The organism is Chitinophaga sp. W3I9 (assembly GCF_050434025.1).
Taxonomy (GTDB): Bacteria; Bacteroidota; Bacteroidia; order Chitinophagales; family Chitinophagaceae; genus Chitinophaga.
Genome location: NZ_JBNPWC010000001.1, coordinates 2,643,006 through 2,656,557, shown reverse-complemented (window position 1 = coordinate 2,656,557; position 13,552 = coordinate 2,643,006). Strand labels below are relative to the sequence as shown.

Below are 13,552 nucleotides of genomic sequence, written 5' to 3'. Positions count from 1 at the left end.
CTATGGGTTTATTTTGGTGAAGATGAGACGGTGCAGGTTCAGGTTGGCTTTCTTGATCATCACTTTCATCAGGTGTTTTCCTGCGGGCAGATCTGCCGTTCCAAAGGCGCCCTGCCAGGATTGCCAGCCGCCGGTACCTTGAATCGGGATATCTTCACATACCCTTACTTCATCTATCAAAAGATAAATAAGGCCACCGCCATTCCCGGCTATCCTCAGTTCTACTTTATATTTTCCTGCTTCTTTAATGTCAACCGTATACCGTACCCAGTCGCCGTCGCTGGTCCAGCCGATATTATAGTTACCGCCGGGACTTGTGGCGCCATCCCCCTGCGAGCAGTTTTCTGTGCCCGGATCATCGGGACGGTAAGTATGACCGCCATTGGGATTACGATAGTCGTAGGCTACTCCCTTGGGGCCTTCGTCATAATCGGCTGCATTCACAATACCGGGTATTTCAATCGGGTAGCCGAGGTATGGCCCCTGCGCCGGCTCCAGTGACCTGGGATAGGCTTTTCCAACAAAGGATGTAAAGCCGAATACATGCCGGGTTTCTAAAATGTGCATCAATCCGTTGGTAGATTTGATGTCCACGTTTTGCGTAAGCGCAACGGACCAGTCTTTTGTAAACCTGGAATCATTTTTATCGCTGTACTGCAACACCGCGGTGCCTGCGCCCACTGCGCCGGAAGCATTGGTGCTGGCGGTTTTACCATTCATTTCATGACCGTACAAAGATTCGAGGTCACTGCCATCCGCATATCTCAGCGAATCGGCGGTTACCAGTCCACGCACGATATAGCGTCGCAAAAGACTATCCCATACCGTCAGCGGAATACTATCCAGTGTCCAGTTGCCTTTATCACCGAGGCGTTCCCGGGAAAAATTCACGTTCCTGATGGCTGTGGAAATACTGTTGTCCTGTGGAACAAAAAAAGTGACCTGTTGATTTTTAAGCGTATCCGTAAGCTTTACGCGGTCTATCAGTAATAGCAGGGTGTCATATAATCCTCCCTGTTGCTTGAGAAAATCATAAGTACTTACCTTCACTTCCGATACGGGCTTTGCATTCCGGTAGTCCTGCATTCCTTTTTCGCATGCAAAACAAGCCGTTACAGCCAGTAGTATTAAATATTTTTTCATGGCAGTGATTTATTATTTCCAGAAAGAATTTTGAACCAGCGCGCCATTGTTGGCCAGCGCTTCCTGCGATAGTGGCCACAAAGCGGCGCCCCTGTCTACGTCAGCCTGTGTAAGCTTGGTATACTGCGGGATCTTTTTGAAATGTATGAGGTCGTACCAGTACCATCCTTCTCCGATCAACTCTCTTCTGCGTTCCAGCAAAATAGCATCCAGCAGCTCCTGGCCGGCAGTAGCTACGTTTACATTTTTGAGTGCGCGGGAGTTACGGATCTGGTTCAGGTCTTTTTGTGCTTCCGCGGTTTGTCCTAACCGGGCTTTAGCTTCTGCGCGCAGCAGGTACAATTCCTCATAACGGAATACGATTATACAAGACGAATACATTTTCAGTACGGGATCTTTCACCGCGCCGTTGATTTGTTTCATCTTGTAAAAGATGGGATAAGCCTCTTCCATTTTTGTAAAGAAATAGGTAGGGCGTTGTTCCCGCGATTCGCTATAGATCTTTAGCACACTGTCTTTCGGCACATAAATTTCAGATTCCCTTTTTGGAATATAAGGTTCACGGAGGGTCCAGTCTTCCAACTGACCGGTAGACGATATTTCCGCGTGGTCAAAGTTCATATCTATCTGGAAAATGTTGGCCCCGATACGTCCGCGGAATGCGCCATCCAGCCTGGTAAGATCGTTCAGGCTCACAAAACCGTAACCGGTGTTCGACTGGTTGTTGATGACGGTGTTGGCATACTCGAGCGACTTATCGTATTCGCCTTTCCAGTTATAGATATGTGCGAGCAATGTATAGGCCATTCCTTTGGTGATGGTGATAGAGATATGATGTGATTCACCCTGACCACGGTAATCGCCCTGTTGTTCCGGCGACTTACCATTGTATTTCCAGGGTAAGCCATCAATACAGGCTTTTGCTTCGGCGGCAGCATAATCCAGTACTTTATCCCATTTTTCACGGGAGATCGTTTTTGCTACTCCATCCGACGGAGCAATTACCAGTGGCACATCTCCCCAGATCCTTACAATATAATAGTAGAGAAATGCGCGGATGTAAATCGCCTGCGCCCGGTCCAGCTTCATATCGTTTTGCGAGTAACGGTAATCGGTAGCGGTTACCTGTGGTAATTTTTCTATCGTAAGATTGCATTGTGCTATAGCCGTATAAAATCTTCGCCAGTCGCGCCATTCCTCCATTGTAGAATAACTGGCGTTCAGGTTACTTTCCACTACTGCGCGCAGATCGCCGCGCTTGGTCGACTGAAAGTCGCCACCACGCAAATCTCCGTACACCCAGTGTGCATTTTCGTTTGACATGGCAGCGCGCATTAAAGCATAGCAGGCAGATAATCCTGCGCGTGCATCATTTTTAGTCTGCCACATATTTTCTTCTGTCAGGGCGCGATGTGAAGGCACATCCAGCATTTTCTTGCAGGACTGCATCCCGCCAGCCAGTAATAGTATCACCCCAACAACAGCGATATTTCTCATGATCTTGTTTTTTAACATCAGAATTGAAAATTAAAGCCCAGTGTAAACGTGCGCGGAGCCGCCCAGTTATAATATCCTTCGTCATATCCGAAATAGCTCACGGCTTCCGGATCGCCGCCCTTGTACTTTGTCCAGGTAAGCAGGTTGTTACCGGTGGCATAAATACGCAGGTGCTCAACACCCGAACGTTTCATCCAGTCTGTTTGCATATTGTAGGCCACCGTTAATGCGCGGAGCTTTACAAAAGAGGCGTCTTCGAGGAACAGGGTCTGGTTGGGCTGGTAGGCATATACTGCGCTCCAGGGATTGTATTGCGGTATTTTGCTATAGTCGCCTTCTACTTTCGACCACCAGCTGATTTCCTTTATCGCCTTTGGATCATCAATGGCTTCCCTGTTGGCAAAGTCAAAACGATCGGCCAATGCCTGGTTAATCACTTTACGGCCAAAAGAATAGTTCAGCAGGATGTTCACGTCCCACGCGCCATAATGGAAGGTGTTGGTAAAACCTCCGGTAGCAGCGGGTGACAGGCGGCCTTTCATTACACGGTCCGCATCATTGATATTAAAATCGCCGGTTAAATCTGTCCATTTAGGATCTCCTTTTTTCAGGGTTACACCCTGGTAAGTCATCTTCCTGCCTGTTTTTGGATTCACAGGTACTTCATCATCGGAGTTATAAATACCTTCGTTGAGCAGCAGCCAGTAACGGTCTACCGGTTTTCCTACGAGGAAACGGCGGTTATTGATCACCAGGTCGGTAATCCCGTCGGGCAAAGCCATCAGCTTATTCTGGTTTGTATAGATATTGATACCGGTGGTCCACTGGAATTTCTTTCCTTTCACTACGTCTGCATCGATAGACAACTCATAGCCGTAGTTCCGGATGTCCATGCCATTTTTTACGATACCGGTATATCCTTCCTCTTCCAATGTAGGCACCTTCAGTACCAGGTTACGATCTGTTTTGGCATATACATCCAGCGAGGCGCGTAACCGGTCGTGAAAAAGACCGATATCAATGCCGCCATTCAGTTGCTCTACTACCGGCCACGAAGTACCCGGCACTACATAGCCGGTGGTGTAGCCGGCGTTAATAACAGGGAAACCGTTGTAGGTAGACATGTTAGGCACCCCATTCCAACCTGCATCTACGTTATATACCGGTCCGCCGGTATACATTTCATCCATCAGCAAACGGCCTACACGGCCCCAGCTGGCGCGGACATTCAGGTTGCTCAGCCAGGAAGATTCTTTCAGGAAATCTTCCTTATGCACTTTCCAGGAAGCAGATAAAGTAGGCGATATCAGCCAGCGGTTATCTGCATCGAGGTAGGAGCTGCCATCTCTTCTCACATACAGGGAAACAAAATATTTTTCATTGAAGTTATATCCGACATTGGTGTAGAAAGATGCCAGCCGCGACTGCGTAAAATCTTTAGTGTTAAACATCAGGCGGAAGTTGCCGAAGCGGCCTTCTTTCTGCTGATCTGTACCCGGCTGATAGATCTTCACATAATCGCTGGAGCCTTTGTAGGCGCGGCCGTAATCATAGCGCCATTTGTCCCATTGGCCATACTGACCAAGTGTTATTTCAAGATGATGTTTTCCCGGGAAAGTTTTTTCAAACTGAAGGGAATTGTCCAGGATCATCCGCCTGTTCAGTCCATCATAATTGGATACATAACTGTTGCCTTCGCCGAGTGCCGTAGGTACAAAGAAGTCGCGGAAATTTTGCCCGTAGTCAATAGCAAAACGGGTGTTCCAGGTGAAGTGCGATAAGAAGCTATACTTCGCATTGGCAATGATACGGGCAGAATTATTCTTGTTCCGGTTAATGGTATTTTCCAGCGCCGTATAATACTGTTGGAGATAGGCTTTGTTGGGAGATAAAGGTGCATCGTAGTTAAAGAGATAGTCTTCGTCTCCGGCGCGGTCGCGGATAAACTCATTCCGTTTCCGGTTTTGGTTAGCTACAGAAATATCTGTTGTAAAAATCAGGTTCCTTACGGGCTGGATGTTGATCCCGAAGTTTACATCGTAGCGTTTGATGCCTGTTTTGTCATATACGCCCTGCTGCGAGGATTGCCCGATGCTGAACCGGAAGTTGGCATATGGCGTTCCGCCGCTTACGGCAGCCTGGATACCTTCCGTGAATGCGTTTCTCAAAAAAAGATCATCCCAGTTGGCTGGGCCATAGTAGCGGGCCTGGGAAGAATCTGCCAGGTAGCGGGGAAAGTTACGCCACTGTGTTTCATCAGCATATTTCTGGTAGAAGGGCAGGCGGAAATCACTTTCGTATCTGCCATTCACTGCATCTACCGCAGGTTTTAATGATACACCGGCGTAAGCATTTACCGACACCCGCATCTGTCCCACGCGGGGTGCTTTGGTGGTGATGTTGATAATCCCGTTGGCAGCATTGGGACCGTATTTTGCGCTGGCAGCAAAATCTTTCAGCACTTCGATACTTTCAATATCATTGATATCGAGGAAGCCAAGCAGGTTGGTTTCCGTTCCCATCCTGTTAAAATCGAACCGCTGAATGTCATAGGCGAAAGCATGCTCCATGATCAAGGGCACACCGTCGACCACATAAGTGGGTTGCGCATAAAACAAATCGCGGTTGCTCAGGAGCAGGGAAGAGGTACCTCTTACAAATACGCTGTTGCGTTTTCCGGGTTCTGCTGAAGGAATTCGTACATCCACTCCCGTTACCCTTCCTATCAGCATCTGGTCGATACTGTTGTAGGGAAGTTTTTTAACCTCGCCAATGTCTACTGAAGAAATAGCCCCACTGGCACTACGTTTCAGGAAGAGTTCATTGTTGGGAAAATATCCCAATGTGTCCCGCCTGGTAGATGTCACTTTGGAAAAGGCAAGTGAATCTGCATTCACACCGGAGGTATCTTTGTTATTTTTGAACAACACATTCTGTGCTTCCGATGATGTACTCACCAGGCACATTGCTGCAAAAAAATAAATACCTCTGTGCAGGAAAAAGTAAAAGTATTTCATACATGCAATATTTAGGAATGAGAATCCCAGGGCGTAAAAGAAGCTTTACACCAGATTAACTATTTTTTGACATGAACGGGCATAGGTTGCCCTGTTCCCTTTAGGGGAATGTCTGTGATTTAGAGATCAGCGTTCGCCATGGCTACTACAGCACAATATCTGCCATGCAAAATGCCTCGTCAGCATAAGCAGGATGCGAAAATAATGTCAACTGTGGAAACATAACGCCCGTGGGTAGTTAGGGACAGCGGGTGACCCTATCAGGATGTAATGAACGTTGAGTCATGGAAACAAGATTAATTAACGTGAAATTTTCAATCGGTCTGTAATTCTGGTTTTCAGTAATGGCAGTACTAATGCACAGTGGGGAAACTACAGCAAACACAGGGTCTTACTGGTCATCAGTACTATCAATGCTCTTTAAATTCTGGTTGTTTTTTTAACGCTACTGTACCAAATGTAATTAGCTAAAAGGATTTTTCATAGTTTTTTGTGAATTATTTTTTAAAATTTAATCCGGGAGGTAACACCGCCTTCATCTTCGTGAGCCTTTTTTCAAATTCTTCATTCACAATGACCGGGGTAGTCTTCACAGGTGTTAATAATGCAGGACGTTATCGTTATCATACATCCCCATGCGGGTCCAGATCAATATGCCCTGTCGGTGGTATAGCGCACCAATTCCTCTAATGCGGCCCGCGTGGGTGAGGGCGGAAAAGTAAAGAGTATCCGGAATGCTTCATCGCGGTATTCCATCATTTTTTGGATGGCGTAATCAAGTCCACCCGACTGGTTCACCGTTTCCACTACAAAGTTTACTTTATCCTTGTCGGTATGCTGGTGCTTTACTATATGAAGGATCTTTTTCCGCAACGCCGGGCCGGCATGCTGAACGGCATAAATAAGGGGAAGGGTTACTTTCTTTTCTTTGATATCATTACCGGTAGGTTTGCCGATGTCGGTATTTCCATAATCAAACAGGTCGTCTTTCAGTTGAAAGGCCATGCCTACTTTTTGTCCGAAGTTGTGCAACCGCTGGATAGTTTCCGGGTTATCGCAGGCGGATGTGGCGCCGGCGGCGCAGGCAGCGGCCAGGAAGGAGGCAGTTTTAGCATTGATGAGATCATAATAGTCCTTTTCCTCAAAGCTGAGTTTATTGGCTTTTGTCATCTGGAGCAATTCTCCTTCTATCATTTGCTGAATAGCGGCGGCGTATATTTTAAGCAGGCCGGGGTCGTTGTTATCGAGGGCCAGCAGTACACCTTTGGTAAAGAGCTGGTCGCCCACCATTACGGATACACGATTTTTCCAAAGGGCGTTTACAGAAAATGCGCTGCGGCGTTTCATAGCGTCATCCACCATGTCGTCGTGCACAAGGGAAGCGGTATGCAGCATCTCCACCAGGAGCGCGGCGCGGTAGCTGGCATCATTGATGGCGCCACACAACCGGGCGCACAGCAACACAAACATCGGACGCATCTGCTTCCCCTTGTGGGCAGCAATATCCGCCATGATCCTGTTCAGCAACAGTACATCACTTCGCATGGCATCATGAAAAATTTCCTCAAACCGCTGTAATTCGCTACCAATCGTTTCCCGGGCTAATTGCATATGATCATCACTATGAACGGGGCCGAAATTACGACTTCTGTGGGAAAGTATGACCTGGGACCTGACTTTCTTTATTGCCGGAAGCCCAGCACAAAATGTAATTGCTGCATGTGTTTTAAAAAAGCCAGCGTATCCTGCTCCAGTGTACCCGTGTCCGTTATATTCAGCTGCGGCGCGTATTCCAGTATATCCTTTACCGTGATGCCGAGTGTTAACTGCTCAGTAAGGAAGGCCAGCCAGGGCGACAGATCCGTGAACTCTACATGCCCTGTTTCCGGGTGACGGAACAGCAGCACAAAATAAACGCCTTTATTTTTCAGCAGTTCTTTCGGCTTCGCTACCAGGTGAACGGGGTAGTTAAAAGATAACAGCCGGTGCTCAGGGTTGAGTACCAGCAGGGTATCCAGCCAGTTGCCGGAAAGGGAATACGCAGGTGCAGGTATATCTTCCATGTTATACACCTCCATTTCGGCCCACTCAAAAGCGAGGAGATCGTTGAGGAAGGGAATACCATAAGTATCTTCCCAGTTATGCTCTACCGCGTAAGTATAAAACTCCAGGGGGAGTTTCCATACCTGGTACGACTGACATGCATGCCTTGAAAAAAATTCCTTCACCATTTTATTCCACCTGGTGGTGGGAATATGTTTAAATGCAATGGGGAATGCATGCTCCATAGTATCCTGGATCATGTTAAATACCAGCTGGCGATAGTGTTTCAGCCGGTGCGGCGCTACGCCGGGCAGCTTCACTTTTTCACCGGTTCTGCAATAGGTGGAAAAAGTTTGCTGGATATGATAAGTGTCAGGCAACAAGCTCATCTTTCCGTGTCCATTGTTTGTGACAAATATTTTTCAACCTGGTTAACTCTCCCTGCAGTTCCGCCATTTCCGGGATATTAAAATCCCTTTCCAGTAAAACCGGTACGGGTTGCAGGTGCTGAATGGTCCATTCAAAAAGGTCGTACACCAGGTCTATAATTGGTTCCCCGTGCGTGTCAATGATCAGATCAGGAGCTACCTGTTCATGACCTGCCATATGTATGTAAGCAACTTTACTAAGGGGCAGTTGTTGTATAAATGCTTTGGCATCATACTGGTGGTTGAAAGCATTTACATAAATGTTGTTCACATCCAGGAGCAGCTGGCAGCCGGATTGTTTTACCACTTCATTAATAAAATCCACTTCACTCATTTCTGCCGCTACCGGTGTGTAATAAGATACAATTTCCATTACCAGCGGGCGTTGCAAATAATCCTGCACCTGCTGTATACGGCTGGCAATATGCTTTACCGCATCCATCCGGAAGGGAATGGGCAACAGGTCGTACATATGCGCGTTATCACACTTGGAATAGCTGAGATGCTCTGAGTAGATCTGTACGTTGTATTCCCGGAGAAATGCTTTTATGTACCGGAGAAACGATTTATCCAGCGCTTCGGGGCTGCCGATAGAAAGGGAAAGCCCATGACAAAGCACAGGGTATTTTTCTACCACGCGGTGCAATACCTTCTTCCAGTATCCGCCAATGTTCATCCAGTTTTCAGGGGCAAACTCAATAAAGTCGGGGCGGATATGTTCACCGCTGATCATCTCTTCCGCAAATTCCCTGCGAAAACCTATACCTACCATGGTCGTACATTTTAGGAGGTTAAAATACGAGTAAAGACCGGCCTGCATATGATACCGGTCTTTACCTTATCCGGGAAATCAGCTGCCGGATTTTGTACTGTCTTTTTTATGCTTATCTCCTTTCTTACCTTTTTTATCGCCGCATTTTCCTTCACCACATTTACCCTGACCGCATTTACCCTCTTTTGTTTTACCTGCAGCAGCGCTGTCTTTTTTTGCGCCGCATGACAGTTCAATCGCATTGGCTGTATTGCCGGATGCGCCGGTTAATGTACTTCTTACGGCTGCGCCGGAACCCAGGTTAGTATAACTGCCGGGGGTTGCAGTTACCTGCAATGCAGCCATACCGAGGATAGCACCGGCAACAAGAGAGCCGGAAAACAGTACTTTTTTGCTGATAGGATTGTTGTTTTTCATCTTCTTGAAAATTTAAGAAACTGGTGAGAAAATATATGTTTCTGACAGACAGACGTGATGATCGTTGTTTATGTTTCGTAGTGGAAAGCTTACGGAAAATTACCTGTTTTAGTTTTCCCGGCAACCAAAAAAAATGTTAAAGGCGGATAACCGGTAAAGAGAGTATGGCAAATGGTGTGATAACCGGCATCACTATTCAGCATTTTATCCTATTTTTGGCCTGTACCCAATGAAATATGAATTAAACTCGGCCCATGAAAAATGAAATGTCGCCTGTAACGTCCGTTTACTTTGTAACATTATTGAAGGCATATTTACGTGGTACTAAAACAAGACAGGAAGTAATAGATGAATTGCGCAGCGTATCCCCGCTGCAACAGAAGGCCGGAGAAGAATCAGACACTGAAGTGAGCAGGTTACTGTTCCAGACTGCCAGTGAAATCAATGAGGATTATTACCAGGATATAGTCACTGCTATTTCGCATGCTTCCGATACCACTCCCACCCGCGAAGGGGTTATTCACCAGCTGGAAGCGATGCTGACCGGCTATATCACCAAGGAACAGCTGATCCAGTGGGCCACCTGGCACAACGAGCCCGGTACCGACGATGGAGCGGGTTTCTTTGATGATATCGCGGTAGATTATTTTTGTACCCAGCTATTGCCTGCTTCTGCCGGTGAATTAACGTTGGCGCACTACAAACAGGCACTGAGGATTTTCCGGTCGGGCCAGCATAACAGCCTGAAAGACAAGGTGGCGCTGGTGTTGTTATCTGAAAAAGAAAGACAACGGTTTCTCTTTTATCTCAGTGATTACATACAGGGACATACTTCGCCGGAGCAACTGGATGTATACCTGCTTCATAAATTTGGTATGGACCATCATTCTTTTCCCTATATGTCGTCCCTTTCCGCCATTATGCACGATCCCGCCAAATTACCTGCGCTTTTACACCTCGCCGCCATGGACGAATAAACACATCATATAAATTTAACATACTAACTAACCATCAGGCTGCAGCCTCTTAACGCAGAGTTGTCCAGCCGGCCCAGTACTTCAAACCGGCCATCAGCATGGATACGGCCAATGTCTTCCGTGGCAATGAATGCACAGGAGTAAATATTAGCCAGGTCAATTATGTTCATTACGCCCGCGCCTTTGCCGGCAGTAAGCTGGAAAGGATCGTTTTCATCACGCAGGAGTACTTTCATCCAGGGGGGAGTTTCAAACAAGCCATCACATTTGGAATAAGCCTGTGATAACAGCTCCGTCATGCCATATTCCGCATGGATACAGGCCGTTCCCAGCCGTTCTTTGAGGAAAGCATGTACTTCTTCCCGGGTCCATTCCTCTCTTCTGCCCTTCATGCCACCAGTTTCCATGACGATGGTATTTTTCAGGGAAAGGGTATACTGCTCTGCAAAATCCAGTAATCCGAAGGTCACGCCTATCAGTAATACCTTTTGTCCGCGTGCTTCCAGCGCCTGCAGCTGTTGAAACAACTTATCATGTTCATACAGGTAAAAGCCGCTTTCCGCGTGTCCGCTGCGGAGGGTCATTTCCTGCACCATGCGCACCAGTGAAGAATGCTGGCGTTCCAGGTAGGAAGGCAACAGTCCCACTACCACGTAATCGCTCACCGGGCCATAAAATTGTTCAAACGCTGTCATGAAGCTCCGGGTGTAGATCCCAGACTCCTTCACCAGGTGCCGGCTGTTCACCGTTTGGGTGGTGCCGCTGCTTTCAAAGATCAGCTCAGGCACAAACTGACCGCATACGACGGTATGTGATTTGAAAAATTGTATGGGGAGATAGGGAATTTCAAGAATGCTTTTCACCGAAGCAGGCGGGATGCGCAGGGCATCTGTATAGGCCCTGTACAGGTCATTTTCCCGGTACTGGTACTGAAACAGCTCCAGTGCAGCGGCTTCCAGCCCGTTTTGGGTTAATGAAAATATATATTCCGGTGATACGGCGGTCATGTAAAGCTGAATTTAAAATCGCACAAAGTTAGGGAGAAGAATAAATCTATCCGCAGTAAGTAACAATTGTCACAAAAAAACGTTTTGGTATAGATGGATAGCGATAACTGAATATTTGTATATTTCCTAAATTAATGTAGGTTTGTTTTATGAAGAAAATTCTGTTTTTGTTCCTGCTGGCCGGGTTATTTTACGCCTGTAAAAAGGATAAAATAGGCACCAAACCCATTCTCAGCTTCAAAGGATATTCGCTCGACAGCGTGGTAACCAGTACCCAGGTAATGTTTGTAACGCTCGATGTCCAGGATGGAGACGGGGACATAGAAGACACTTTGCAGATAGCCCCTATCTATGATACCAAACTACAGGACACCTTCTATATTGTGAGACGGATGCCTGAAATTGGCGCCAACCGGGGAAACAGCGTAAAAGCAGAAGTAGCTATCCGGCTCGATCCCGTGGATTTCAGAACCTACCAAAGCCCGAGCGACAGCATTCATTTCCTCGTATTTATCCGTGATAATGCCGGGAATATCAGCGACACCATCGCTACCCCGAAAATACCTTACAACATTCCCTGACAAACGTTACATTCTAAAATATCATACATTTAAGGATTCCTTTTATCAAAGGAATCCTTTTATTTTTAGCTTTACTTTTGATTTTTAGCATATGGATAAAATAGAAGAACTACAGGCAAAGATCGCCGAAGCAATGCTTGGCGGAGGAGATGTACGTATTGCTTCCCAGCATAAAAAAGGTAAGCTGACCGCCAGAGAAAGGATACAGTTGCTGATGGATGAAGGTTCTTTCGAAGAGCTGGATATGCTGGTCACTAACCGCAACCGCGGACTCACCGCCGACCAGGAACAGTTTCTCGGCGACGGCGTGGTAACCGGCTACGGGACCATCCACGGCCGCTTGACTTATGTTTTTTCACAGGACTTCACCGTATATGGCGGTAGTTTGTCCGAACCACATGCCCGCAAGATCTGCAAGATCATGGACCTGGCCATGCAGAACGGCGCTCCTCTCATCGGTTTAAATGACAGCGGCGGCGCACGCATCCAGGAAGGTGTGGTGAGCCTTGGTGGCTATGCCGATATCTTTTACCGCAATACCAGGGCTTCCGGCGTGATCCCGCAGATCTCCGCCATCATGGGACCCTGCGCCGGCGGCGCCGTATACTCCCCCGCTATCACCGACTTCATCATGATGGTGGAACAAACGTCTTATATGTTTGTGACAGGCCCCAACGTGGTAAAAACCGTTACCCACGAGGAAGTAACTTCAGAAGAACTGGGTGGCGCGCAAACGCACGCCGCTAAAAGCGGTGTAACCCATTTCGCCTGCGCTAATGAAATAGAATGTATTCAATATATCAAACAGCTCCTGAGCTATGTGCCGCAGAACTGTGAAGAAACCGCACCGGTATACCCTTACGAACCAGGGAACGAAATACGCGATGCCCTCAACACGCTGATCCCGGAGCATCCGAACCAGCCGTATGACATGAAAGAAGCCATCGAGCAGATTACGGATGCCGGCAGCTTCTTTGAGGTGCATAAAAACTTTGCAGAGAACATGATCGTTGGCTTCGCCCGCATTGCCGGCAGGAGCATCGGTATAGTGGCCAATCAGCCGGCCCACCTCGCAGGAGTACTCGACATTCATGCCTCCGTAAAAGGCGCCCGGTTTACCCGCTTCTGCGATGCTTTTAACGTCCCATTGCTGGTGCTGGTAGACGTGCCCGGCTTCCTGCCCGGCACCGACCAGGAATGGAACGGCATTATCACCAACGGCGCTAAACTGCTGTACGCACTCAGTGAAGCAACGGTACCCAAACTTACCGTTACCACCCGCAAAGCCTATGGCGGTGCCTACTGTGTAATGAATTCCAAACACATCGGCGCAGACCTCAACTTCGCTTTTCCACAGGCCGAAATTGCTGTAATGGGCGCCAAAGGAGCGGTGGAAATCATCTTCAAAAGAGAAATCGATGCGGCGCCGGATCCGGAAGCACGCATGAACGAACTCGTGGCCGATTACACGGAAAGGTTCGCAAACCCTTACCTGGCAGCAGAAAAAGGGTACATCGACGAAGTGATCAAACCTGAAATGACCCGTATCAAACTGATCAAGGCTTTCAAAATGCTCGAAAATAAAGTGGTAAACATGCCGCGAAAAAAACATGGCAATATACCTTTGTAGCAAATGGCGCCCCGCTTTTTCATACTAAAAAAGCGGGGTG

At 47.5% G+C, this 13,552-nt stretch carries 11 protein-coding genes; 3 read left to right on the top strand and 8 right to left on the bottom strand.

Going from position 1 to position 13,552, the window contains the following annotated elements; translation table 11 throughout:
- From QFZ51_RS11180 to QFZ51_RS11150, 7 genes are all read right to left on the bottom strand, one after another.
- Entirely contained in the window at positions 1-1,143 is a 1,143-nt protein-coding gene (locus QFZ51_RS11180; RefSeq protein ID WP_429045826.1) for a carbohydrate-binding protein, read from the bottom strand.
- 12 nt (positions 1,144-1,155) lie between these two features.
- Positions 1,156-2,640 carry a RagB/SusD family nutrient uptake outer membrane protein gene (locus QFZ51_RS11175; RefSeq protein WP_429045824.1) on the bottom strand — a complete coding sequence of 495 codons (1,485 nt, stop codon included), beginning with the start codon at positions 2,638-2,640 and terminating at the stop codon, positions 1,156-1,158.
- 17 nt (positions 2,641-2,657) lie between these two features.
- Positions 2,658-5,657, bottom strand: coding sequence for a SusC/RagA family TonB-linked outer membrane protein (locus QFZ51_RS11170; RefSeq protein WP_429045822.1), 3,000 nt, complete (start codon positions 5,655-5,657; stop codon positions 2,658-2,660).
- 648 nt (positions 5,658-6,305) lie between these two features.
- Positions 6,306-7,268, bottom strand: a complete 963-nt coding sequence (locus QFZ51_RS11165; RefSeq protein WP_429045820.1) for a polyprenyl synthetase family protein — start codon at positions 7,266-7,268, stop codon at positions 6,306-6,308.
- Between the two features lie 71 nt (positions 7,269-7,339).
- Positions 7,340-8,089, bottom strand: a complete 750-nt coding sequence (locus QFZ51_RS11160) for a DNA-binding domain-containing protein (protein WP_429045818.1) — start codon at positions 8,087-8,089, stop codon at positions 7,340-7,342.
- A complete protein-coding gene (locus tag QFZ51_RS11155) occupies positions 8,073-8,900 on the bottom strand; it encodes an HvfB family MNIO-type RiPP peptide maturase (RefSeq protein WP_429045816.1) in 828 nt (275 codons plus the stop codon). Before QFZ51_RS11155 ends, QFZ51_RS11160 begins: the two co-directional genes overlap by 17 nt.
- Before the next feature lie 78 nt (positions 8,901-8,978).
- Positions 8,979-9,317 carry a hypothetical protein gene (locus QFZ51_RS11150; protein ID WP_429045814.1) on the bottom strand — a complete coding sequence of 113 codons (339 nt, stop codon included), beginning with the start codon at positions 9,315-9,317 and terminating at the stop codon, positions 8,979-8,981.
- A 254-nt stretch (positions 9,318-9,571) separates the two neighbouring features.
- On the opposite strand from QFZ51_RS11150, the gene QFZ51_RS11145 reads away from it, so the two are divergent.
- A complete protein-coding gene (locus QFZ51_RS11145; RefSeq protein ID WP_429045812.1) occupies positions 9,572-10,294 on the top strand; it encodes a hypothetical protein in 723 nt (240 codons plus the stop codon).
- 23 nt (positions 10,295-10,317) lie between these two features.
- Here the strand turns inward: QFZ51_RS11145 and QFZ51_RS11140 are convergent, their stop codons facing one another.
- Positions 10,318-11,301 (bottom strand): acyl transferase, encoded by a 984-nt coding sequence (locus QFZ51_RS11140; RefSeq protein ID WP_429045811.1) that lies wholly within the window; start codon positions 11,299-11,301, stop codon positions 10,318-10,320.
- A 149-nt stretch (positions 11,302-11,450) separates the two neighbouring features.
- Here QFZ51_RS11140 and QFZ51_RS11135 point away from each other — a divergent pair, with 149 nt between their 5' ends.
- Both QFZ51_RS11135 and QFZ51_RS11130 read left to right on the top strand, forming a co-directional pair.
- Positions 11,451-11,882, top strand: coding sequence for a hypothetical protein (locus tag QFZ51_RS11135; RefSeq protein ID WP_429045809.1), 432 nt, complete (start codon positions 11,451-11,453; stop codon positions 11,880-11,882).
- 91 nt (positions 11,883-11,973) lie between these two features.
- The gene (locus tag QFZ51_RS11130) at positions 11,974-13,512 is read left to right on the top strand and encodes an acyl-CoA carboxylase subunit beta (protein ID WP_429045807.1); all 1,539 of its coding nucleotides are present in this window, start codon (positions 11,974-11,976) and stop codon (positions 13,510-13,512) included.
- The last annotated feature ends 40 nt before the right edge of the window (positions 13,513-13,552 follow it).

What these genes read in the sequence shown, in the direction of transcription:
- QFZ51_RS11180 (WP_429045826.1), bottom strand. Translation starts at nt 1,143, where the DNA reads ATGAAAAAATATTTAATACTACTGGCTGTAACGGCTTGTTTTGCATGC.
- QFZ51_RS11175 (WP_429045824.1), bottom strand. Translation starts at nt 2,640, where the DNA reads ATGAGAAATATCGCTGTTGTTGGGGTGATACTATTACTGGCTGGCGGG.
- QFZ51_RS11170 (WP_429045822.1), bottom strand. Translation starts at nt 5,657, where the DNA reads ATGAAATACTTTTACTTTTTCCTGCACAGAGGTATTTATTTTTTTGCA.
- QFZ51_RS11165 (WP_429045820.1), bottom strand. Translation starts at nt 7,268, where the DNA reads ATGCAATTAGCCCGGGAAACGATTGGTAGCGAATTACAGCGGTTTGAG.
- QFZ51_RS11160 (WP_429045818.1), bottom strand. Translation starts at nt 8,089, where the DNA reads ATGAGCTTGTTGCCTGACACTTATCATATCCAGCAAACTTTTTCCACC.
- QFZ51_RS11155 (WP_429045816.1), bottom strand. Translation starts at nt 8,900, where the DNA reads ATGGTAGGTATAGGTTTTCGCAGGGAATTTGCGGAAGAGATGATCAGC.
- QFZ51_RS11150 (WP_429045814.1), bottom strand. Translation starts at nt 9,317, where the DNA reads ATGAAAAACAACAATCCTATCAGCAAAAAAGTACTGTTTTCCGGCTCT.
- QFZ51_RS11145 (WP_429045812.1), top strand. Translation starts at nt 9,572, where the DNA reads ATGAAAAATGAAATGTCGCCTGTAACGTCCGTTTACTTTGTAACATTA.
- QFZ51_RS11140 (WP_429045811.1), bottom strand. Translation starts at nt 11,301, where the DNA reads ATGACCGCCGTATCACCGGAATATATATTTTCATTAACCCAAAACGGG.
- QFZ51_RS11135 (WP_429045809.1), top strand. Translation starts at nt 11,451, where the DNA reads ATGAAGAAAATTCTGTTTTTGTTCCTGCTGGCCGGGTTATTTTACGCC.
- QFZ51_RS11130 (WP_429045807.1), top strand. Translation starts at nt 11,974, where the DNA reads ATGGATAAAATAGAAGAACTACAGGCAAAGATCGCCGAAGCAATGCTT.